The sequence below is a fragment of the Bradyrhizobium sp. P3_C3 genome, from assembly GCF_056402655.1.
In genome coordinates this window covers 112,090-132,877 of the sequence record NZ_JBFUGY010000020.1, presented here as the reverse complement: position 1 = coordinate 132,877, position 20,788 = coordinate 112,090, and the positions used below count along the sequence as shown (strand labels likewise).

22 protein-coding genes and 1 pseudogene are annotated in these 20,788 nt (G+C 64.3%); 14 read left to right on the top strand and 9 right to left on the bottom strand.

All coding sequences use genetic code 11. The features are described 5' to 3' along the window. Positions 1–5: 5 nt before the first annotated feature. From AC1DW2_RS23240 to AC1DW2_RS23210, 7 genes and pseudogenes are all read left to right on the top strand, one after another. Positions 6–779, top strand: a complete 774-nt coding sequence (locus AC1DW2_RS23240; protein ID WP_028147477.1) for an HpcH/HpaI aldolase family protein — start codon at positions 6–8, stop codon at positions 777–779. Between the two features lie 69 nt (positions 780–848). Further along, positions 849–1,232: a cupin domain-containing protein gene (locus AC1DW2_RS23235; protein WP_354130330.1), complete on the top strand. Its 384-nt coding sequence runs from the start codon at positions 849–851 to the stop codon at positions 1,230–1,232. A gap of 106 nt (positions 1,233–1,338) precedes the next feature. Continuing rightward, positions 1,339–2,102 (top strand): annotated as a pseudogene (locus AC1DW2_RS23230) (acyltransferase). Between the two features lie 199 nt (positions 2,103–2,301). Then, positions 2,302–2,919: a 30S ribosomal protein S4 gene (rpsD, locus tag AC1DW2_RS23225; protein WP_071912408.1), complete on the top strand. Its 618-nt coding sequence runs from the start codon at positions 2,302–2,304 to the stop codon at positions 2,917–2,919. Between the two features lie 109 nt (positions 2,920–3,028). Further along, complete coding sequence (locus AC1DW2_RS23220; protein WP_135215423.1) at positions 3,029–3,256, top strand: hypothetical protein; 228 nt, start codon at positions 3,029–3,031, stop codon at positions 3,254–3,256. Positions 3,257–3,341: 85 nt separating this feature from the next. After that, on the top strand, positions 3,342–3,536 hold the full coding sequence (locus AC1DW2_RS23215) for a type II toxin-antitoxin system RelE/ParE family toxin (RefSeq protein ID WP_244623240.1): 195 nt from the start codon (positions 3,342–3,344) through the stop codon (positions 3,534–3,536). A gap of 37 nt (positions 3,537–3,573) precedes the next feature. Beyond that, complete coding sequence (locus AC1DW2_RS23210) at positions 3,574–4,641, top strand: threonine aldolase family protein (protein ID WP_354130331.1); 1,068 nt, start codon at positions 3,574–3,576, stop codon at positions 4,639–4,641. A gap of 138 nt (positions 4,642–4,779) precedes the next feature. Here AC1DW2_RS23210 and AC1DW2_RS23205 read toward each other — a convergent pair whose 3' ends face one another. From AC1DW2_RS23205 to grxD, 4 genes are read right to left on the bottom strand one after another with little or no spacing between them, the layout of a single operon-like run. Continuing rightward, complete coding sequence (locus AC1DW2_RS23205; protein WP_354130332.1) at positions 4,780–6,042, bottom strand: serine hydrolase domain-containing protein; 1,263 nt, start codon at positions 6,040–6,042, stop codon at positions 4,780–4,782. 1 nt (position 6,043) lies between these two features. Further along, positions 6,044–7,330: a serine hydrolase domain-containing protein gene (locus AC1DW2_RS23200; RefSeq protein ID WP_354130333.1), complete on the bottom strand. Its 1,287-nt coding sequence runs from the start codon at positions 7,328–7,330 to the stop codon at positions 6,044–6,046. Between the two features lie 46 nt (positions 7,331–7,376). Further along, on the bottom strand, positions 7,377–7,928 hold the full coding sequence (locus tag AC1DW2_RS23195; protein WP_208072079.1) for an O-acetyl-ADP-ribose deacetylase: 552 nt from the start codon (positions 7,926–7,928) through the stop codon (positions 7,377–7,379). Between the two features lie 3 nt (positions 7,929–7,931). Beyond that, a complete protein-coding gene (gene grxD, locus AC1DW2_RS23190) occupies positions 7,932–8,258 on the bottom strand; it encodes a Grx4 family monothiol glutaredoxin (RefSeq protein WP_354130334.1) in 327 nt (108 codons plus the stop codon). A gap of 238 nt (positions 8,259–8,496) precedes the next feature. On the opposite strand from grxD, the gene egtB reads away from it, so the two are divergent. Continuing rightward, on the top strand, positions 8,497–9,795 hold the full coding sequence (gene egtB, locus AC1DW2_RS23185; RefSeq protein WP_354130335.1) for an ergothioneine biosynthesis protein EgtB: 1,299 nt from the start codon (positions 8,497–8,499) through the stop codon (positions 9,793–9,795). A gap of 50 nt (positions 9,796–9,845) precedes the next feature. Beyond that, a complete protein-coding gene (gene egtD, locus AC1DW2_RS23180) occupies positions 9,846–10,817 on the top strand; it encodes an L-histidine N(alpha)-methyltransferase (RefSeq protein WP_354218234.1) in 972 nt (323 codons plus the stop codon). Between the two features lie 226 nt (positions 10,818–11,043). Here the strand turns inward: egtD and AC1DW2_RS23175 are convergent, their stop codons facing one another. Together AC1DW2_RS23175 and AC1DW2_RS23170 are read right to left on the bottom strand one after the other, a co-directional pair. Beyond that, entirely contained in the window at positions 11,044–12,237 is a 1,194-nt protein-coding gene (locus AC1DW2_RS23175; protein WP_354130337.1) for a low temperature requirement protein A, read from the bottom strand. 26 nt (positions 12,238–12,263) lie between these two features. Then, the gene (locus tag AC1DW2_RS23170; protein ID WP_028147489.1) at positions 12,264–12,500 is read right to left on the bottom strand and encodes a BolA/IbaG family iron-sulfur metabolism protein; all 237 of its coding nucleotides are present in this window, start codon (positions 12,498–12,500) and stop codon (positions 12,264–12,266) included. A 179-nt stretch (positions 12,501–12,679) separates the two neighbouring features. Between AC1DW2_RS23170 and AC1DW2_RS23165 the strand changes: the two genes are divergently transcribed. Both AC1DW2_RS23165 and AC1DW2_RS23160 read left to right on the top strand, forming a co-directional pair. After that, a complete protein-coding gene (locus tag AC1DW2_RS23165; protein WP_085404300.1) occupies positions 12,680–13,039 on the top strand; it encodes a DUF427 domain-containing protein in 360 nt (119 codons plus the stop codon). Positions 13,040–13,097: 58 nt separating this feature from the next. Further along, positions 13,098–14,201, top strand: coding sequence for an alpha/beta fold hydrolase (locus tag AC1DW2_RS23160; protein WP_354096159.1), 1,104 nt, complete (start codon positions 13,098–13,100; stop codon positions 14,199–14,201). 40 nt (positions 14,202–14,241) lie between these two features. Here the strand turns inward: AC1DW2_RS23160 and AC1DW2_RS23155 are convergent, their stop codons facing one another. After that, entirely contained in the window at positions 14,242–14,415 is a 174-nt protein-coding gene (locus AC1DW2_RS23155; RefSeq protein WP_135215414.1) for a DUF1328 domain-containing protein, read from the bottom strand. A gap of 183 nt (positions 14,416–14,598) precedes the next feature. Here AC1DW2_RS23155 and AC1DW2_RS23150 point away from each other — a divergent pair, with 183 nt between their 5' ends. Continuing rightward, positions 14,599–15,786, top strand: a complete 1,188-nt coding sequence (locus AC1DW2_RS23150; protein WP_259256905.1) for an acyltransferase family protein — start codon at positions 14,599–14,601, stop codon at positions 15,784–15,786. Positions 15,787–15,902: 116 nt separating this feature from the next. On the opposite strand, the gene purL is transcribed toward AC1DW2_RS23150, so the two are convergent. Beyond that, a complete protein-coding gene (gene purL, locus AC1DW2_RS23145) occupies positions 15,903–18,113 on the bottom strand; it encodes a phosphoribosylformylglycinamidine synthase subunit PurL (protein ID WP_135215412.1) in 2,211 nt (736 codons plus the stop codon). A gap of 185 nt (positions 18,114–18,298) precedes the next feature. On the opposite strand from purL, the gene AC1DW2_RS23140 reads away from it, so the two are divergent. Both AC1DW2_RS23140 and AC1DW2_RS23135 read left to right on the top strand, forming a co-directional pair. Further along, a complete protein-coding gene (locus AC1DW2_RS23140) occupies positions 18,299–18,778 on the top strand; it encodes a PaaI family thioesterase (protein WP_028147494.1) in 480 nt (159 codons plus the stop codon). 75 nt (positions 18,779–18,853) lie between these two features. Then, positions 18,854–19,825: a DMT family transporter gene (locus tag AC1DW2_RS23135; protein ID WP_477007185.1), complete on the top strand. Its 972-nt coding sequence runs from the start codon at positions 18,854–18,856 to the stop codon at positions 19,823–19,825. A gap of 56 nt (positions 19,826–19,881) precedes the next feature. Here AC1DW2_RS23135 and AC1DW2_RS23130 read toward each other — a convergent pair whose 3' ends face one another. Then, positions 19,882–20,619: a tetratricopeptide repeat protein gene (locus AC1DW2_RS23130; RefSeq protein ID WP_085404294.1), complete on the bottom strand. Its 738-nt coding sequence runs from the start codon at positions 20,617–20,619 to the stop codon at positions 19,882–19,884. Positions 20,620–20,788 lie beyond the last annotated feature (169 nt).

Sequence of the window (20,788 nt, the reverse complement as noted above, 5' to 3'; positions counted from 1 at the left end):
TCCCCATGCCGGTCCCCGCAACGCCGCTCAATCGCCTCCGCCAATTGTGGAGCGAAGGGCGCCCCGCCTTCGGCGCAATCGCGACAATCCCGAGCGTGCAGACCGTACAGATCATGGCGCGCTCGCTCGACTGGATCATCGTCGATCTCGAGCATGGCCCGATTGGCTTGACCGAAGCGCATGCGATGATTGCGGCCACGACAGGCACGCCATGCACGCCCCTGGTGCGGATCGCGGCTAACGAGCCGTGGCTTGCGAAAGCGCCGATGGACATCGGCGCCTTCGGCATCAATTTCCCGATGATCACCAATCGCGCCGAAGCCGAGAAGGCGGTGCGCAGCGTGCGCTATCCGCCGCGCGGCGATCGTCTCTGGGGTCCGTTCCACGCGCCGTTCCGCTGGGGCCAGTCGATGCCGGACTACATGGCCGGTGCCGACGACGAGATGATCTGCATGATCACCATCGAGCATGTCGAGGCCGTCAATCGCATCGACGAGATCATGGCGACGCCGGGCATCGACGTCGCGGTGATCGGCCCCGGCGATCTCGCGACGTCCATCAACAAGCGCGGGCAGATGGACGATCCGGAATTGCTGGAGCTGGTCGCCCGCGCCGAGGCCGGCATCCTCAAAAGCGGCGTGCCGATCGGCGGCGTCGCCCGCACCGCAGACCAGGCCAACGCCCTGGTCGACCGCGGTTATCGCGCGATCGCGCTGGGTTTCGACTGGTCGCTGTTCCAGCGCGGCATCATGGCGGCGTTCGAGGGAATCAAGCGCTGAACGAGCCGATCGCGGCCTTGCCGGGAACTGCGACGCTGCTAGGGTCGGCGGTTCCAGGGAGGAAGAACCATGCTCAAAAAGACTTTGCTCGCTCTCGCCTTCACCAGCCTCGCCGTTGCGGCCTTCGCCCAGCAGACCGGCATCAAGCGGACCCCACTGCAGAAGGTCGAATTTCCCGACGGCTACAACACCGTCACCGCCATCGCAGAGGTCCCGGCGGGCGGCGCGGCCGGACGCCATACCCATCCTGGGGTCGAAACCGGCTACGTGCTCGAAGGCGAGCTGAATCTCCTCATCGACGGCCAGCCGGAGAAAACCCTGAAAGCCGGGGATTCCTACCAGATCCCGGCAGGCGTCGTGCACGACGCCAAGGCTCATGGCGACAAGACCATGAAAGTGCTTGGAGTTTATATCGTCGACAAGACCAAGCCGCTGGCCTCGCCGGCGCCCTGATGCGGCAAACCGACCGGCCCCAGGCGGGTTGGTTCGTGCTAGAGCACGCGGCGAGCGGGCCACCCGCTCACTGCACATATTTTAGTCCGCAGGAACCGAAAGACCCATGCGCGGGACGCCCAAGACCATTTCGCTGCCGCGCCGCCTGATTTGCGACCTCATGCGGGCGTCGATGGACGTGCCATTCGTCTCGCTCTCCCGCCCCCTCAATATCCGCCCCCTGCTGGAGGCGCGTGCCGGAGCGATGGCGCCCTCCGGCTGGGCCGCAATGTTCGTCAAGGCCTTTGCCCTGGTCGCCAGGGACGAGCCGGTCCTGCGCACCGTCTACGCCAAATGGCCCTGGCCGATGCTCTACGAGCTGCCCAATAGCGTGGCGTCGGTGGCGATCGCCCGGGTCCAAGACGGCGAGGAATGCGTGATGCCGCAGCGAATCGCGGCTCCCGAAGCCATGGCGCTGGCCGCGGTGGACGCCGAAATCCGGCGTGCCAAGACGGCCCCGGTCGAAGAGGTTCCCATGTTCCGCAAGGTCATGCGGGCCGCCTGCCGCTGCCGCTGCGGCGGCTGTGCTGGGCGGTCGGGCTGAATTTCGGCCGGCAGCGCGGCAACTGGTTCGGCAGTTTTGCCGTGAGCTCGGTGGCTGCCTATGGCGGCGGCGAGCTCCATCCCATCACGCCGGGCCCGTTCATCGTCAGCTATGGGGTGGTCGAGGGCGACCAGACCATCCATGTCGTGATCCGCTGGGACCACCGGGTCACCGACGCCGCCCCCATTGCCCGGGTCCTGACCCGGCTGGAACAGGTCCTTAACACTGAAATCGCTGCCGAATTGCGCGCGGCCGGGCCGAAGCCGATCCGGGCGGTCCGGACATGATTTCGGGGCTATTCGCATTGACAGAACGGCCCAAACTCACCTAAAAGCCGCCTGCTCGCGGGCCGATTTCGGCCCGCGAAGCGTTTCGCGACCCGTGGTCCTCTCCCTTAAGCTTTGGGGATCGGACCTGTCAGTGCCGGGCCCAGCCCGTCACACAGGAGGGCGCGTTTCCTCAAACCATGTACCTGAAGAGGACGCGATGACTAAGCGCAGTGAGGCGAAGTACAAACTCGATCGCCGTATGGGCCAGAACATCTGGGGCCGCCCGAAGAGCCCCGTCAACCGCCGCGAGTACGGCCCCGGCCAGCACGGCCAGCGCCGCAAGGGCAAGCTCTCCGACTTCGGCGTGCAGCTGCGCGCCAAGCAGAAGCTGAAGGGCTACTACGCCAACATTTCCGAGCGTCAGTTCCACGGCATCTATGTCGAGGCGAGCCGCCTCAAGGGTGACACCGGCGAGAACCTGATCGGTCTCCTGGAGCGTCGTCTCGACGCGGTCGTGTACCGCGCCAAGTTCGTCTCCACGATCTTCGCCGCGCGCCAGTTCATCAACCACGGCCACGTCAAGGTGAACGGCCGCAAGGTGAACATCTCGAGCTACCAGCTCAAGATCGGCGACGTGATCGAGGTCAAGGAAGCCTCCAAGCAGCTCGCCCACGTGCTCGAAGCCAGCCAGCTCCCCGAGCGCGACACCCCCGACTATCTCGAAGTCGACCACGGCAAGATGACCGCCAAGTATGTGCGCATCCCCGGCCTCTCCGACGTGCCGTTCCCGGTGCAGATGGAGCCGCATCTGGTCGTCGAATTCTATTCGCGCTGATAGTTCGGCAGAACGACATTCAAAGGCCCCGGTTCACCGGGGCCTTTTTGTTTGAGCCGGCGATTCCCACAGGCCATCTGTGCTATGATTGCACATCGCGGAGTTGAGCATGACTCGTCTTCTGGAAGAGGCCTTCAGCAAAGTTTCCGGGCTGCCCGATTCAGAGCAGGACGAACTGGCGCGGACCCTGCTTGAGCTTGCCGGGGTCGATCAGCCACCAATCGAGCTGACGGCGGCGGAAGAGGCAGATCTCGCCGAGGCCGAAGCCGAAATCGCCCGCGGCGAGCTGGCCAGCGCCGACGAAGTCCGCGCGATGTGGGCTAAGCACGGGCTGTAAAGGTCCGCTATACGAAGCGGGCGCTCGCCCAAATCGACCAAATTCTGACCTACATCAGGCGCACTCGCCCCAAGGCGCGGGCCACGTGCGCGGCCGCATTGTCGCTCTCATAGCATTGCTAGAGACCTACCCCCACGCAGGGCGAACGACTACGCGTGCATACGTCCGTCGCTTGCCGGTCAACCCTTATCCCTATCTGATCGATTATCGTGTGACCGAGACAGAAATCGTTATTATGCGGTTTCGTCACGCCGCCCGGCGTCCACCCAGAGCTCGCTGACCGCGAGCGAGTGCCATTCCCCTCAGGGAGCAAGTTGATGCTCTATACCCCTCCCCCGATCGATCCCAAGGCGCCGCCGGTGCGCATCAATCTGCTTTCGGACACGCAGACCAAGCCGACGGCTGCGATGCGCGAGGCGATGGCGCGAGCGGAGGTCGGCGACGAGCAGCTCGGCGACGATCCGACCGTGAACGCACTGTGCGAGCGCGTCGCCGCGCTGCTCGGCAAGGAAGCCGCGGTCTACATGCCCTCAGGCACGATGTGCAACGTCACCGCGACGCTGGTGCATTGCCGTCCCGGCGACGAGATCCTCGCCCACGAGAGCGCGCACATCATCGCCCGCGAGGGCGGCGCGCATGCCGCGATCGGCGGCTTCCAGGTGACCCAGCTCAAGGGACCCGACGGCCAGTTCACGCCGGAGACCTTTCGCAAGGCACTGCATCCGCGGACGCGCTACCAGCCGCCGCAGACCGTCGTCAGCGTCGAGCAGACCGCCAATATCGGCGGCGGCACGATCTGGAAGAAGGCAGCGCTCGACGAGATCGTCGCGATCGCCAAGCAGCACGGCCTCGTCACCCACATGGACGGTGCGCGCCTGCTCAACGCCACCGTCGCAAGCGGCATCTCCCCGCGCGACATGACGGCGGGGTGGGATTCGGCGTGGATCGATTTCTCCAAAGGCCTGGGCGCGCCGATCGGCGGCGTGCTGGCGGGCTCGCGCGCCTTCATCGACGCGGTCTGGCAGTGGAAACAGCGCCTCGGCGGCTCAATGCGGCAAGCCGGCGTCTGCGCGGCCGCCTGCATCTACGCGCTCGACCATCACGTCGACCGTCTCGCCGACGACCACGCCAACGCGCGCGCGCTCGCCCGCGGCCTGTCGCAGATCGCAGGCGTCGAGGTGCAGGAGCCCGAGACCAATCTCGTGTTCTTCAAGCCTGATGGCGCCGGAATTGCCGGCGACAAGATGGTCGCCGCACTGCGCCAGCGCGGCGTGACGCTCGCGATGATGGACGGCCGCATCCGCGCCTGCACCCATCTCGACGTCAATGCGGCCCAGGTCGAGGAAACGATCGGGTACGTGCGCGAGATCGTGCGCGGGGCGTAAGTCCGTAGCCCGGATGGAGCGCAGCGAAATCCGGGGTCCTCGCCTCGCGGAAAGATGTTCCCGGATTGCGCGGAGCCTGTCATCGGGCGGCGCTTCGCGCCGACCCGTTGGCTCCATCCGGGCTACGAAGGCGGCTAGCTACCGCCCCATCGCCTGATAGATCAGCGTCTTCAACGCGAGCTGAATCCGGCCGCGCTGCGACGGGGTCTGCACCATGAAGATCCCGAACAGATCGTCTTCGGGATCGATGAAGAAGAAGGTGCCGCCGACGCCGTCCCAGCGATATTCGCCAAGCGGCCACGATGTCCCTGATGGCACCGAGGTGCGCACCGCGAAACCGAGGCCGAAGCCGGAGCTTCCGCCCGGATAGTAATTCTGATCGCGCGCGATCTTCGTCGCGGGGCCGATATGATCCGACGCCATCAGCGCGATGGTCTCCGGCTTGAGATAGCGCCGGCCTTCATAGCTGCCGCCGTTGAGCAGCATCTGCGAGAAGCGCGCGTAGTCACCGACCGTACCGACAAGGCCGCCGCCGCCCGACTCCCACCTCAGCGGTTTCCGGGGATCGCGGACCTGCGTCATCGGACTGATCGCGCGATCCTGCGGCATCGGCTCGGCGATGCGCGGCCACTTGGCAGGATCGGCGACATAGTATGCGGTGTCCGTCATCCCGAGCGGATCGAGCAGCCGCTCCTTCTCGAACGCGAACAGCGATTTCCCCGATATGACCTCGACGATGCGGCCGAGCACGTCCGTGGAGTGGCCATAGTCCCAGTTCGTGCCGGGCTGTTCGGCGAGCGGAAGCGTGGTGATCTTCGCGACGAGTTCGGCGTTGGTCAAAGCTTTGTTGTCGAAGAGACCGGCGTCGGCATAGAGCTTGTTCACCAAGCCCCCGCCATAATAGCCGTAGGGCAGCCCGGCAGTGTGGCGCATCAAATCCTCGATCGTCACGGGGCGACTGAGCGGCTCCAGCGCCAGCGCAGCCTTGCCGTCCTCGGCCTTCGTCTCGACACCGACCTTCATCGCGCCAAAGGCCGGAATGTACTTTGCGACGGGATCATCGAGCGAGAGCTTGCCCTGCTCGACCAGCATCATCGCCATGACTGTCGTGACCGGCTTCGACATCGAATAGAGCCGGAAGATCGTGTCCGCGCTCATCGAGATCTCGGTGGCGACATCGCGGACGCCGAAATTCTCGTAATAGACCGGCTTGCCGTGCTGCTGGAGCAGCAGGATCGCGCCCGGAAAGGTGCCGGCTGCGACCTCGCTCCTGATGTAGTCGGAAACCTTTGCCAGACCTTCTGGCGAGAAAGTGTGGGCGCGCCCCTCGGAGCCCGCCTGCGCACCACCTGCACCGAACAAAAGAACGAGCGCCGCGATCAGCGCGCGGCGCCCGAACATGTCACTTCTCCATTGCTTCATAAACCAACTGCTTCAATGTCCGCTGCACGCGCTGGCGCTCGGTCGGGGTCTGCTCCAGCAGCACGAAGAACATGTCCTGCTTGGGGTCGATGACGAAATAGCAACCGGAGGCGCCGTCCCACTTCAATTCCCCGAGATCGCCGGGCGGCGGCGGCTTGGCGTTGCCGGGATCGGTGCGGACCGCAAGGCCGAGGCCGAAGCCGAACCCGTCGCCGGGGAAATAGAAATAGTCGCGACTGACCCCCGAGGTCGGGCCGACCTGGTCGGTCACCATCAGCTTGAACGTCTCGGGCTTGAGGATGGTCTTGCCGTCGAGGCTGCCGCCATTGAGCAGCATCTGCGCAAAGCGCTCATAGTCCGCCATGGTCGTAACCATGCCGCCGCTGGCGAATTGAATCTTTTTGACAACCGTCGGATCATTGATCCGGCCGACACGAAAATCGGCGTCATTCGGCACCGGCTGCGCCAGAAGCTTCTGCTTCTCGGGCCCGGTGACGAAGAAGCCGGTGTCGACCATGCCGAGCGGATCGAGCAGCTTCTCCCGCTCGATCTCGAGCAGCGGCTTGCCGGTTGCGACCTCCATGACTCGCGCCAGAATGTCGGTGGAATGGCCGTATTGCCACAGCGCGCCCGGCTGGTTGTGCAACGGCAGTTTTGCGATGCGCTCGGCGAACTCGGCGAGATCGAAATCGCCGTCATAGATCTTGGCGTCGCGATAGGCCTTGCGGACCAGGCTGTCGCCGTAGAAGCCATAGGTGACGCCAGACGTGTGCGTCATCAGATCCTTCACCGTCATCGGCCGGCTCAGCGGCGCGAGTTCGAGCGACTTGGTGCCGTCGTCGGCCTTCTTCTCGACGCCGACCTTCACATTGGCGAAGGACGGAATGTATTTCGAGACGGGATCGTCGAGCTTGATCTTGCCGTCCTCGATCAACTGCACCGCAACGACGGAGGTGATCGCCTTGCTCATCGAGAACAGGCGGAAGATGGTCTGGTCCGTGATCGGCGCCTTGCTCACCACGTCCTGCACGCCGAAGGCTTCGCGGAAGACCGGCTTGCCGTGCTGCTTGATCAGCACTGTCGCGCCGGCGATCTTGCCGGTCGCGACCTCGTTGTTGAAGAACTCGCTGACCTTGGCGAGCTTGTCCTGATTGAAATGCGCGCCGGCCGGAATCTCGTAGGTGCCTTCGGCGCGCGCGAGCGACATCGCACCCAGCGACACCAGTGCGCCGCAAATCAACGCACGCAGTCCGAAATGTGAATTCATATCCCCTCCCCGGAAGGTGGCCGAGCGGAGTGTACTGACCACGTCATCAGGCACAAGGGCTGCTGTACCGCGCCAGAACGTCCGTGTGGAGCGCGGCGCTTGTCTCCGAGAAACAACAGAATATGACGTGGGTGACCAGCGGCGTAGCCGGCAGGGCTTCAATGGTCGTGTGGACCGCAATCTTCGCGGCCTGGTCGGCCGGAAAGCGATATACCCCGGTCGAGATCGCGGAGAAGGCTAGAGAGTTCAGTCTATTGGCCTGGGAGAGCTCAAGCGCACGGCGATAACAGGAACGCAGCGAATCCGCCTCGCCGCGGCTGCCGCCGTGCCAGACGGGGCCGACTGCGTGGATCACATGTCGCGCGCGCAGACGGTAGCCCTTCGTGATCTTGGCATCGCCGGTCGGACATCCCCCGAGCGTCCGGCACTCGGCCAGAAGCTCGGGACCGGCAGCGTCGTGGATTGCGCCATCAACGCCGCCTCCGCCAAGGAGAGACGAATTTGCGGCGTTGACGATGGCGTCAACGCCGAGTGTCGTGATGTCAGCGACGATAACCTCGAGCTCGGCGCCGCCAATGCGGCGCGTCAGCTGGGTCACGTGTCAGGCCGCGACGGCGACGCCCTTCTCGGAGAGCAGCTGCTGCAGTTCGCCGGCCTGGAACATCTCACGGATGATGTCGCAGCCGCCGACGAACTCGCCCTTCACATAGAGCTGCGGAATGGTCGGCCAGTTCGAATATTCCTTGATGCCGTTACGCAGTTCGGCGGATTCGAGGACGTTGAGGCCCTTATAACCAACGCCGATGTGGTCGAGGATCTGGACGACCTGGCCGGAGAAACCGCACTGCGGAAACTGCGGCGTTCCCTTCATGAACAGAACCACGTCGTTCGACTTGACTTCGTTGGCGATGAATTCCGCGATGCTCATATCCGTGTCCTTCTGGGGCGGAGCCCTCAACAATCACTCCGGGCCGGCTCAGCCGATTTAACCCGATACCTGCCTATATATGTAGCCCAAACCGTTGTGCATCCAAAGTAAAATGGCGGCGAACAGCCCTTGGGGCCGGTCCAGGCCACGCCGGCCCCATTACATGATGCCACGAATATCATCGCCGGGGAGGACTTTCATACCGTAACGGAGCCCCTATCTAGGACGAACCCAGGTTTTGGAACCGGGCAACGCCAACAACGTTCTCTTGTCCTGTCTGGAGAAAAACGTGACGAAATCAGCCTCCGCTACGGCCACCCCGCCGCTTTCGTCACCGTCGGCCGACCCGCGCGGCCTCGCCCAGGGGCTGGAAGAGGCATTTCTCGCCGTCCGCAACGAGACCGAGCGCCGGGCCGAGCCGCTGTCGCCCGAAGACCAACAGATTCAATCCATGCCGGATGCGAGCCCCACGAAATGGCATCGGGCCCATACCACCTGGTTCTGGGAGCAATTTCTGCTCGGCGAGCACGCCCCTGGCTACCGGCCCTTCCACCCTGATTTCGCTTTCCTGTTCAATTCCTATTACGTCAGCGCCGGCCCGCGTCATTCCCGCAATCACCGCGGCGACATCACCCGTCCCAGCGCCGATCAGGTCGGCGCTTATCGAACATATGTCGATGCGGCTGTCGTCAAATTCTTCCGCGAGGTCGGCCCGGACAAGCTTCGCGAGATCGCGCCGCTCGTCGAGGTCGGGCTCAATCACGAGCAGCAGCATCAGGAATTGATGTTCACCGACATCCTGCATGCTTTCGCGCAGAACCCGATCCCGCCGGCCTATGATCCGGACTGGCGCTTCCCGGCTTCGACACGCGCGGGTGAGGATTGGCTGACGCTGAACGAGGGTATCCACACCGTCGGTCATGTCGACGACAGTTTTCATTTCGACAATGAGAAGCCGGCGCATCGCGCCCTCGTCGGTCCGGTCAGGGTCGCACGCAATCTCGTCACCAACGCCGAGTGGCTCGCCTTCATGCGCGACGGTGGCTACCGGACCGCAACGCTGTGGCTGATGGACGGCTTTGCCACCGCCAACAACGAAGGCTGGGACGCCCCCGGCCATTGGCGCGAGATCGACGGCCAGTGGCACATGATGACGCTCGCCAGCCTCAAGCCGGTCGATCCGGACGCGCCGGTCTGCCACGTCAGCTATTACGAGGCCGATGCGTTTGCGCGCTGGGCTGGGAAGCATCTGCCGACCGAGATGGAATGGGAGGTTGCTGCGCGTGCCGGCCAGCTCAACGACGCCTTCGGCATTGTCTGGCAGTGGACGCGGTCTTCATATTCGCCCTACCCCGGCTACCGCGCCATCGAAGGCGCGCTCGGGGAGTACAACGGCAAGTTCATGATCAACCAACTGGTGCTGCGCGGCTCCTCGCTTGCAACTCCCGAGGGCCACAGCCGTATTACCTATCGCAATTTCTTCTATCCGCACCATCGCTGGCAGTTCACCGGACTGCGGCTCGCCGATTACGTCTAGTTTTCATCCGACGATAAATGCGCGCCGGACAGCGCGTTCAGGAGAGTATCATGAATGTGCACGCCAGCGCTTTGGCCGAAGCCCATCTCCCCGACGAGCAGACCACCGCTTTCGCCCGCGAGGCCATCGAGGACCTCTCGCAGCAGCCGAAAAAGCTGTCGCCGAAATATTTCTACGACGCGACCGGCTCGGAGCTGTTCGAGGCAATCACGCGCCTGCCGGAATATTACCCGACGCGCACCGAGCTTGCGATCCTGAAGGAGCGCGGCAGCGAGATCGCGAAGATCATTCCGCAGCATGCGGCACTGGTCGAGTTCGGCGCTGGAGCAACCACGAAAGTCCGCCTGCTGCTCGATCACTGCAAGTTCGCAGCCTATGTACCCGTCGACATCTCCGGCGACTTCCTGAAGGCGCAGGCGAACGGCCTGAAGCGGGACTTCCCGACGCTCGCCATCTATCCGGTGGCGGCCGACTTCACCACGCCGTTCGAGTTGCCCAAGGCCGTCGCATCGATGCCCAAGGTCGGCTTCTTCCCCGGCTCGACCATCGGAAATTTCGAGCCGCATGAGGCGCAGGCCTTCCTGAAGAGCGCCCGCAAGATCCTGGGCAAGGGCGCGCAGATGATCATCGGCGCCGACCTCGAGAAAGAAGAGCGCGTCCTCCACGACGCCTACAACGATGCCGCCGGCGTCACCGCCCGCTTCAACCTCAATGTGCTCGTGCGCATCAACCGCGAGCTCGGCGGCAATTTCGACCTGTCCGCCTTCACCCATCGCGCGATCTACAACCGCGAGCGGCACCGGATCGAGATGCATCTGATCAGCAAGAAGAGCCAGACCGTGCGCCTGCTCGGCACCAGCTTCTCGTTCCGCCCCGGCGAGAGCATCCACACCGAGAACAGCTACAAGTACAGCCTCGAGCGTTTTGCTGCGCTGGCGCAGGGCGCGGGCTGGCAGGTGCGCGAAAGCTGGACGGACGCGGCGAAGATGTTTTCGGTGCACGCGCTGGAGGCGGCGGAGTAGAGGCTCCGGCGCTTCCCGCTCGACTGGCCGTCCGGGGAGCTATGTATTTCAAAGCGTTTTCCTGCGGCGCATCCTTCGAGACGCCCGCCTTCGGCGGGCTTCTCAGGATGAGGACGGCGCGCGCGGCAGCAGTTTCAGCGGGCGCCTATGCCGATTAGCCTCATCCTGAGGAGACCGCGCAGCGGTCGTCTCGAAGGACGAGGCGCTCGCTCAGACCGCTCCAAATTCAATGCTGCTCTGCCTCCTCCGGCTTCGACCCCAGCGACATCGACTCCCACACAGCGACCACGATCATGATCACGGTCGACGCGACCGACAGCCAGAGCGGCGAGAGATCGGCGGCGAACCACCACAGCACCAGTAGCAGGATGATGCCGATGCCGTGGGAGAGCTGGAGGAAGCCGCGGATCGCGTGCTTGAACAGGATGGTGCCGACCAGGAACACCAGGGGACCACCGACCGTGCTCACGATGGTCCTGATATCGGAATGGCCGGTCGGATGCTTCAGCACCAGCTCGTCCGACACCGCGGTCAGGATGATGCCGGCGACGATCGGCATGTGCAGATAGGTATAGGCCATCCGTGCCAGCCGGCCGGATTCGGTGGATTTCGAGAGCCGCTCGGAGCCGGCCTCCGCGCCCTTGTGGAAATAGACCCACCACATCGCGATGGCCCCGGCCAGCGCCGAGACGAAGGCGAGGATGTTGTCCGCGGTCCAGTCCAGTTCGGCAAAGGTGGCGCCGTTGACGACGACGGCTTCTCCGAGTGCGATGATGATGAAGCCGGCGCAGCGCTCGGCCATGTGGCCGCCCTCGACGGCCCAGGCCTCCACCGACGAGAAGCCGAGCTTCGGGACCCAGAAGCGCACCGCGGGCGAGACGTATTCGATCGCGAGCGCCGCGATCCAGAACCACAGCCGCGCCTCGTCATGGGCGAGACCGCCGAGGATCCAGAAGATCGCGGAGCCAGAGAGCCAGACCAGAATGCGGATCGCGTTGTGCCGGACGGCCGTTCGATGGCGCGGGGTCGCGAACAGCCAGAAGGCGGTGCGTCCGACCTGCATGGTCGCGTAGGCGATCGCGAACCACAGGCCCCGCCCCTCGAACGCGGTCGGGATCGTGGTCGACAGCACGAGGCCGCCCAGCATCATCAGGAAGATCAGGATGCGGACCGGGGTCAGCTCGGGATTGAGCCAGTTGGTGACCCAGGCTGTGTAGACCCATACCCACCACACCGCGAGGAACAGCACCGTGACGTGCACCGCGCCGAGCGGGGTGAAATGGTGCAGCAGCGTATGCGAGACCTGCGTGACGGCGAAGACGAAGACGAGGTCGAAGAACAGCTCGGCATTGGTGACACGGCTGTGCTGGTTCGGAGCGATGACGCGAAACATCGCGCCGCGAGGATTGTCCGCAGCCATCGTCATCCCCCCGTCACGCGATCAGATCAGGCCCCCGGTACCCCGGTTTGCAGCGCCAGCGCATGCAGCACGCCGCCCATCTGGCCTTGCAAGGACTGATAGACGATCTGGTGCTGCTGGACGCGGGACTTGCCGCGGAAGGATTCCGAGATCACGGTCGCGGCATAGTGGTCGCCATCGCCGGCGAGGTCACGGATCGTCACCTCGGCATCGGGGATCGCTGCCTTGATCATCGCCTCGATATCGTGGGCGTCCATGGGCATTCGGGTCTTGCTCCTGTCTCGGCTTCGAATCGCTTGCCGGGGTCCCCGGACCGGCAGGGCCAAACTTAGCGTGAACGGCCTTCTACGTCACGCATTCCGGCACTATATCCCTGATCCCATCCGGATAAAGGCACGACAAAGTGCCGCGCGCGCAAGATTGATCGAAAAGGCGTGAAATCATGAAGCTTCCAGGGCCCGACCACCCCATCACCATTACCCAGAATCCCCGACGCGTCCGCGTCACGGCCGGCGACATCGTGATCGCCGAGACCAGCAAGGCACTGATCTTGAAGGAGGCCAAATATCCGGCGGTGCAATATGTGCCGCGGGAGGACGCCAACATGGCGGTGCTGGAGCGCACCGACCGCGTCACCCATTGCCCCTACAAAGGGGACGCGAGCTATTACAGCGTCAAGGCCGACGGCAAGACGCTCGACAACGCGATCTGGACCTACGAGACGCCCTTCCCCGCGATGACGGAGATTTCCGGCCATCTCGCCTTCTATCCGGACAAGGTGAAGATCGAGGAAGTGGGGTAGGCTCGTCGCGCCGGAGGCGATCGCAGGTCGCTTCCTCTCAGTCGACACAAGGCTCAAGATGCCGCGCAAAGCCGCAAGACTGATTGGGGTCTCGTTGCTGGGCGTGGCCGGTATCCTCATTGTGGTGGCCGCCGCCGGATTGGGTTTTCGCGCCTATCGCCAGCATCTTGCTGCCGAAACCCTCGCGATCCGCTCACCGAAGGGCGTGCAGGAGGGAGGGTTCGTCGACATCGGCGGAATCAAGCAATGGATTCAAATCCGCGGCGAGGATCGGGATAACCCGGTCCTCCTGTTCGTCCACGGCGGGCCCGGAGGGTCCAGCTGGCCAATGTCGTCGGGTTGGCGCCCCTGGGAAAAGCACTTCACCATCGTGCAATGGGACCAGCGAGGCACCGGCCGCACGTATGGCGCCGCCGGAGACACGCTGGCGCCAACCATGACACTGGAGCGCATGACGCAGGACGGCGTCGAGCTGGCCGAGCATCTGCGCACGCATCTGCACAAGGACAGGATCGTCCTGGTCGGGCATTCGTGGGGTTCGTTCCTGGGAATTCACATGGTGAAGCAACGCCCGGATCTGTTCTCGGCCTATGTCGGCACGGGCCAGGTGGTTGGCAGGACGACCTTCGAGAAGGCATTCGAGCTCACGATCGCGCGCCTGCAACGGCTTGCGGCATCCGCCAACAATGGCGAAGCCCTGGCGGAATTGGCGCCGATCGCTTCACAGCCGACCCTCACCTCGGAAAATCGCCTGATTGCGGACAAATGGAGCAACGCGCTGGGTCTGCCGCCCGCCGGTGGCTTCCAGTTCGCCGGCCCCATCCCGCCGCTCTTCATGCCGGATGTCTCGCTGCTCGACTTGTACAACTGGCGCAAGGGCGTTGCCTTCTCGGCCAAGTATCTGACCGGACGGAACGGGCCGATGTTTCAGAGCGACATGGCCTCGATGGGATTCAGATCTTCGATCCCCATGTTCTTCATCGAGGGCGACGCGGACGGCGTGACGCCGGGCGAACCCGCCGAGCAATATTTCAAGGAGATCACGGCCCCGCATAAGGAATTTGTGTGGGTTCGCGGCGGCGATCATTTCATTCCGTTCGATCGTCCTGATGAGTTCCTGGCCGAGCTGATGGCCCGCGTCATGCCATTCGCAGGCAATTGAGGGCCGGCGCCTCGGCCCCGCGATTCGAGCGGCAGCCCGGCTACGCCCTGAAGATCGTGAGCCCCAGTACCAGCAGCACCAGGAAGATCACGACGAAGATATAGAACAGGAAGCGGGCGACATCGGCCGAGGCGGCCGAGAGGCCGGTGAAGCCGAGCACGCCGGCCACGATCGAGATCAAGAGAAAGATCAGCGCCCATTTCAGGATCGTCATAACCAACTCCGACTAAAATGCCGCATGTTTTGCGGCCCTCAACCTATTCGCGAACGCTAACTTCGCTGCGCGGAACTGGTTCCTGAGGGCGCTCCGCGGGCAAGGCGCGGCACAAACGGCGCTTGCTGAATCCGGTTCCCGGCGGCACAGTCCGGCCAGGGCAGGAGCGCAATCGGGGCGACCATGATGACGATGTCACATTCCGCGACGATCGGCGCGGAGGCGCACGCCGCGCCGAAAGCCAAGACGCGCAATCTGTCGCTCGATCGGACCCGCACCTTCCTCACGCTGGTGGTGCTGCTGCACCACGCGGTCATTCCCTACACCTATTTCGGTCACACCGACCCGGCGTCCTGGATCGGCTTCGACGTCGTCGTGCTCTGCACCGACAGCTTCTTCATGGCGATGTTCTTCTTCCTGTCGGGACTGTTCACGTGGTCCGGCATCGCGCGCAAGGCGCCACAGGTTTTCCTGCGCGACCGCCTGTTGCGGCTCGGGCTGCCGTTCGTGATCGCGGCCTTCACGGTCATCCCGCTCGCCTATTACGCGATCGCGCTGCGGCACGATCCCGAGCAGACCTTCGCTTCGTTCTGGTGGAAGACGATCACCGTCGGGCCGTGGCCGAGCGGGCCGATCTGGTTCGTGTGGGTGCTGCTGGCGTTCGACCTGACTGCGAGCCTGCTCTACCGGGTCTCAACCCACCTGGTCGATCCGGTCAACCGCGTTTCGGTGCGCGGATTTGAGCAGCCGGCCGTGTTCTGGCTGCTGCTCGCTGTCGTCACCGCCGTCGTCTACGTGCCCGCGCTGGTCCATTTCGGCGCCAACAAATGGTTCGAGTTCGGACCGTTTTCGGTGCAGGCGAGCCGCGTCCTGCTCTACTTCGCCTATTTCTTCATTGGCGTCAGCGTCGGTGCCGCCAACTTCGATCGCGGTATCCTCAGCGCCGAGGGGCAGTTGCCGAAGAACCGATGGATGTGGGTGATCGCCACGCTGGTCCCCTACTGCCTGATGTGGTGCATGATCTACATCAAGCGCGCAATCCTCGGGAATCCCAACGTGCTGCCGGACTGGTATCAGGCGATCTACGGCACGTTCGTCGTGCTGTTCTCGGCCGCGATCCTGCTCGCGATCCTCGCCTTCTTCCTGCACCAGAAGTCGCCGGGGCCGAACCTGCTCGACCGCATGCAGGCGGACGCCTACGGCATGTTCCTGGTGCACTACCCGATCGCGCTGTGGATCCAGTATGTGCTGTTCGACTACTCGTGGCCTGCGATCTTCAAGGCCGCGATCGGCTTCGTGCTCACGGTGTTGCTGAGCTGGGGACTGACGGCAATGTTGCGGAAGATTCCGGGCGCGTCGCACGTTTTGTGAGGCCGAGGTCTCTCCGCCTGTCATTGCGAGGAGCTCTTGCGACGAAGCAATCCAGACTGCCTCAACGGGGAGACTCTGGATTGCTTCGCTGCGCTCGCAATGACGGAGACAGCGCCTTACGCCGCCTTCCCGCTCATATACTCCGGCAGCCAGCGCTCGAACGATTTCCGCAGGCTATCGATCGTGACCGGCGCCTCGCCCGCGATCGCGATTGCATCGCCGCCGGTGGTGCCGATGCGCACGCAGGGCACCTCGCAGCCGCGCATCTTGGCCAGCACGCGGCCGGCTTCCGCTTCCGGCACGGTGACGAGATAGCGCGCCTGGTCCTCGCCGAACCAATAGGCCTGCGAGACGAGCGACGTCGGCGCCGCCAGCAATTTTGCGCCGATGCCGCTGGCCATTGCCATCTCGGCGAGCGCGATCAGCAGGCCACCGTCAGAGAGATCGTGCACCGCGGTCGCAGTGCCCGCATGGATCATGCCGCGCACGCAGTCGCCGTTGCGCTTCTCGGCCGCGAGGTCGACCGGCGGCGGCGCGCCCTCCTCGCGACCGCAGATGTCGCGCAGGTAGACCGACTGGCCGAGCCAGCCGTGGGTTTCGCCGACCAGGAGGATCGCCTCGCCCTCGGCCTTGAAGGCCAGCGAAGCGGACTTGGTGAAATCGTCGAGCAGGCCGACTCCGCCGATCGAAGGTGTCGGCAGGATCGCGCGGCCGTTGGTCTCGTTGTAGAGCGAGACGTTGCCGGACACGACCGGGAAGTCGAGCGTGCGGCAGGCCTCCGAGATGCCCTTCAGGCAGCCGACAAACTGGCCCATGATCTCCGGCCGTTCAGGATTGCCGAAATTGAGATTGTCGGTGATCGCGAGCGGCTTGCCGCCGACCGCGGTGATGTTGCGCCAGGCTTCCGCCACCGCCTGCTTGCCGCCCTCGAACGGGTCAGCTTCGCAATAGCGCGGCGTGACGTCGACGGTCAGCGCCAGCCCCTTCGGCCCGTCCTGCACGCGCACCACGGCGGCATCGCCGCCGGGACGCTGCAAGGTGTTGCCGAGGATGACGTGGTCGTACTGCTCCCAGACCCAGCGCTTGCTGCACATGTCGGGCGTGCCGATCAGCTTCTCCAGCGCGGCACCGACGCCCATCGGCGCCGGCACCTCGCGCGCGTGCACCACAGGCAGCGCGGCGGAGGGAACGTGCGGACGGTCGTAGAGCGGCGCCTCGTCGCCGAGCTCCTTGATCGGCAGATCGGCCATCACGTCGCCGCCATGCTTGACGACGAAGCGCTTGCTCGGGGTGGTGTAGCCGACGACGGCAAAGTCGAGACCCCACTTCTTGAAGATGGCCTCGGCTTCCTTCTCCTTCTCGGGCTTGAGCACCATGAGCATGCGCTCCTGGCTTTCCGAGAGCATCATCTCGTAGGCGCTCATGCCGGTCTCGCGCGTCGGCACCGCGTCGAGATCGAGGTCGACGCCGAGGTCGCCCTTCGCGCCCATCTCGACCGCCGAGCAGGTCAGGCCGGCCGCGCCCATGTCCTGGATCGCGATGACGCAGCCCTTCTCCATGATCTCGAGGCAGGCTTCCAGCAGCAGTTTTTCGGCGAAGGGATCGCCGACCTGCACGGTCGGGCGCTTCTCCTCGGACTTGTCGTCGAACTCGGCCGAGGCCATCGAGGCGCCGTGGATGCCGTCGCGGCCGGTCTTGGAGCCGAGATAGACGATCGGCATGTTCACGCCGGAGGCGGCCGCATAGAAGATCTTGTCGGCGTCGGCGAGGCCCACGGCCATTGCGTTGACGAGGATGTTGCCGTCATAGCGGGTGTGAAAGCGCACCTGGCCGCCGACCGTCGGCACGCCGAAGGAATTGCCATAGCCGCCGACGCCGGCCACTACGCCGGAGACGAGATGCCGCGTCCTGGCATGCTCGGGCGCGCCGAAGCTCAGCGCATTGAGGCAGGCGATGGGCCGCGCGCCCATGGTGAAGACGTCGCGCAGAATGCCACCGACGCCGGTGGTCGCACCCTGGTAGGGCTCGATGTAGCTCGGGTGGTTGTGGCTCTCCATCTTGAAGACCACGGCCTGGCCGTCGCCGATATCGATCACGCCGGCATTCTCGCCGGGTCCCTGGATCACCCAGGGCGCCTTGGTCGGCAGGCCGCGCAGATGGATGCGCGAGGATTTGTACGAGCAGTGCTCGTTCCACATCGCCGAGAAGATGCCGAGCTCGGTGAAGGTCGGCTCCCGCCCGATCAGCTTCAGGATGCGCTCGTACTCGTCGGGCTTGAGCCCGTGGGCGGCAACCAGTTCGGGGGTGATCTTGGGTTCGTTCTTCATGGATTCGGGGCTTTCGGCGGCGTTTTGCCGTTCTTAGGAAGATCGGGGGCCTACGAAAAGCCCTTTATGGCGCATTTTCCCGCTGTCCCACGTTTTGCGGGCAGGCGGTCGGCGGGAACGGGAATTGCAAGGCGCTGACGGATCGGATTTAAGGACTAAAGACCCGTAATTGAAGGCCCATTTCCTTGCACGAATTGACCAAAGTCCCCTCCACCCGCCGCCCGGACCTGCACGTCGCCACCGATGGCGAGTTCACGGGCTGGCGGACCTGGATTCGCGACAGTTTTGAGAGCCATATCGGCCCGTTCTGGCACAAAATCGAGGACGACGGCAGCGTCCGCTCGGCGTTCCGGGTCGAGAAAAAGCACCTCAACGGCTCCGGGAACGTCCATGGCGGCTGCTTCATGGCCTTCGCCGACTATTGCCTGTTCGCGATCGCCACCCATGAGCTGGATGGCCCGGCCGTGACGACGAATTTCGCCTGTGATTTCCTCGACGCGGCCCGCGAGGGCGAGCTGGTCGAATGCGTCGGCGAAGTGTCCCGCGCCGGCGGCTCGCTGATCTTCCTGCGGGGCAAGCTAACCTCGGCCGGGCGGCCGCTGTTTACCTTCTCCGGCACGATCAAGCGGGTGAAGCGGAAGCCCGCACTCCAGCCAAACGCATAGCTCGACGCCTTCCCTTTTCGCGCCCCCTCGCCCAGACTTGCTGAAAGCGCTTTTGCGCGAGGGAGCAAGAACAAGGTGCCGCAGAGCACATCCGGATCGGGCCACACAGCGCCCTCCGCGTCAGCGCCATTGCCATCCATGACCGCCGTCGGCGCCCGTAACTGGCGCGACTATGCGCTGCTGTTCGCGCTCGCCTGCTGCTGGAGCTCGACCTATCCGCTGGCCAAGCTCGCGCTTCCCACGATCCCGCCCATCACCTTCATCTCGGCGCGCTCGCTGATCGCGTTCGCCTTCCTGTTTGCCATCCTGTGGATGCGCGGCGTCAAGCTGCCGACCGACGTGAAGGCCTGGAAGCTGTTTGCGACCCAGCAGCTGATCAATTCGACCTTCCCGTTCCTGATCATTACCTGGTCGCAACAATATGTACCGGCCTCGAACACGGTGGTGCTGGCCTCGACGACGCCGATTTTCGCCTTCCTGATCACGTCGCTGATCACACGGCACGAGCCGGCAACGCTTTTGAAGCTCGCGGGCGCGATCCTGGGTCTCGCCGGCACCATCGCCATCGTCGGTCTCGACGCGCTGCGCGGCTTCGGCAGCGAGATCGTGGCGGAGATCGCGATCCTGCTCGCCACCATCTCCTTTGCCTGCGCGACGATCTTTGGCCTGCGGCTCTCCGAATACGATCCGATGGTGGTCGCAACCGGCTCGCTGCTGTTCGGTGGCCTCATGCTGCTGCCGCCCGCGCTCATCATCGACCAGCCCTGGACGCTGCACCCGACGCCGACGGCGATCGTCGCCACCATCGTCATGGGCATCGTCTCCAGCGCGCTGGGATTGATGCTGTTCTACGTCTGCCTCGGCCGGCTCGGCACGCTGACCACGAACGCACAAGGCTATCTGCGCATTCCGATCGGCGTCGGATTGTCCGTGCTGCTGCTCGGCGAGAGCGTGCCGTCGAACCTCGCGCTGGGACTTCTGCTGGTCATGGCCGGCGTCGCCGCCATGACGGTGCCGGCGGAACGGCTGAAGCTGCGCAAAGCATGATCCGGAAAAGTGCGCAGCAGTTTTCCGATGAGATCATGCTCAAACAATAAGACCGCTCAGGTCGAAATCTGCTTCTCGGCGATCGAGAGCCACTCGGCCTGCGCCTCGCGCAGATATTTGGGCGCGCGCCGCATCTGGATCAGGAGTTCGTTGAAGACCACGCGCGCCTCGGCGCTGCGGCCGACCATCTGGAGCAGCATGCCGTAGCGCACCCGCGCCTCGGCGCCCGGGAAATAGCCGGCGACGGCGTGATATTCCTCCAGCGCCTCGTCGAGCCGGCCGACCTCGGCGAGTGCGCGGGCGTAGAGCAGATGCGCATCGGCGGAATCGAAGTCCGGCCATTGCTTCTGAAGATCGTCCAGCGTCGCCAGCGCATCGGCCGGACGCTTGGCGGCAAACTCGGCTTGCGCCTTGCCGAAGGCATAAGCGGGGTCGTGGCCCATCGGCAGGCTCAGGATGTGACCGTAATGCTGCTCCGCCTCGCTGAAGCGGCCAACCTTTGCGCATTCCTCGGCCAGCGCCGCACGGTTGGCGATGGTGTCGGTGGCCGCCAGCCGGTCGCACAGCTCGCGATAACGCTTCTCCGGATCGAGCCGATTGGCAACGCGCTGACGCGCCTGTCGCGCACCGGGGCTGGAAAACCATTCAGGGACGAGCTCGACCGCGATATAGGCGAGCGCGCCGATCAGCGGCACCATCAGGATGATGAAGGCCCAGGGCTGCAACCGCCCGGTTCGCGACGCGTGATAAATCAGTGTGATATCGAGCAGCAGAACGACCAAAGCGACGGGCATGGGACATCCGGGAGCACAACGACAGCGCACGCTTCCTGATATCGCAACTCGCGCGGCCAAACAACTTTGAGTTGCTTCCACCCGCGCGGAAATCAGCGACCCCGGACGCGCGCACCTTGATGGCGACGAGGAGTCAGTCGTCTCAAACGCGATTGAGGTTCTTGAGACA

Coding starts and splice junctions, on each gene's coding strand:
- AC1DW2_RS23160 (WP_354096159.1), top strand. CDS start 13,098: ATGCCGCGCAAAGCCGCAAGACTGATTGGGGTCTCGTTGCTGGGCGTG.
- AC1DW2_RS23210 (WP_354130331.1), top strand. CDS start 3,574: ATGCTCTATACCCCTCCCCCGATCGATCCCAAGGCGCCGCCGGTGCGC.
- AC1DW2_RS23235 (WP_354130330.1), top strand. CDS start 849: ATGCTCAAAAAGACTTTGCTCGCTCTCGCCTTCACCAGCCTCGCCGTT.
- AC1DW2_RS23220 (WP_135215423.1), top strand. CDS start 3,029: ATGACTCGTCTTCTGGAAGAGGCCTTCAGCAAAGTTTCCGGGCTGCCC.
- AC1DW2_RS23240 (WP_028147477.1), top strand. CDS start 6: ATGCCGGTCCCCGCAACGCCGCTCAATCGCCTCCGCCAATTGTGGAGC.
- rpsD (WP_071912408.1), top strand. CDS start 2,302: ATGACTAAGCGCAGTGAGGCGAAGTACAAACTCGATCGCCGTATGGGC.
- AC1DW2_RS23165 (WP_085404300.1), top strand. CDS start 12,680: ATGAAGCTTCCAGGGCCCGACCACCCCATCACCATTACCCAGAATCCC.
- grxD (WP_354130334.1), bottom strand. CDS start 8,258: ATGAGCATCGCGGAATTCATCGCCAACGAAGTCAAGTCGAACGACGTG.
- purL (WP_135215412.1), bottom strand. CDS start 18,113: ATGAAGAACGAACCCAAGATCACCCCCGAACTGGTTGCCGCCCACGGG.
- AC1DW2_RS23150 (WP_259256905.1), top strand. CDS start 14,599: ATGATGACGATGTCACATTCCGCGACGATCGGCGCGGAGGCGCACGCC.
- AC1DW2_RS23130 (WP_085404294.1), bottom strand. CDS start 20,619: ATGCCCGTCGCTTTGGTCGTTCTGCTGCTCGATATCACACTGATTTAT.
- egtD (WP_354218234.1), top strand. CDS start 9,846: ATGAATGTGCACGCCAGCGCTTTGGCCGAAGCCCATCTCCCCGACGAG.
- AC1DW2_RS23200 (WP_354130333.1), bottom strand. CDS start 7,330: ATGAATTCACATTTCGGACTGCGTGCGTTGATTTGCGGCGCACTGGTG.
- AC1DW2_RS23175 (WP_354130337.1), bottom strand. CDS start 12,237: ATGGCTGCGGACAATCCTCGCGGCGCGATGTTTCGCGTCATCGCTCCG.
- AC1DW2_RS23205 (WP_354130332.1), bottom strand. CDS start 6,042: ATGTTCGGGCGCCGCGCGCTGATCGCGGCGCTCGTTCTTTTGTTCGGT.
- AC1DW2_RS23170 (WP_028147489.1), bottom strand. CDS start 12,500: ATGCCCATGGACGCCCACGATATCGAGGCGATGATCAAGGCAGCGATC.
- AC1DW2_RS23155 (WP_135215414.1), bottom strand. CDS start 14,415: ATGACGATCCTGAAATGGGCGCTGATCTTTCTCTTGATCTCGATCGTG.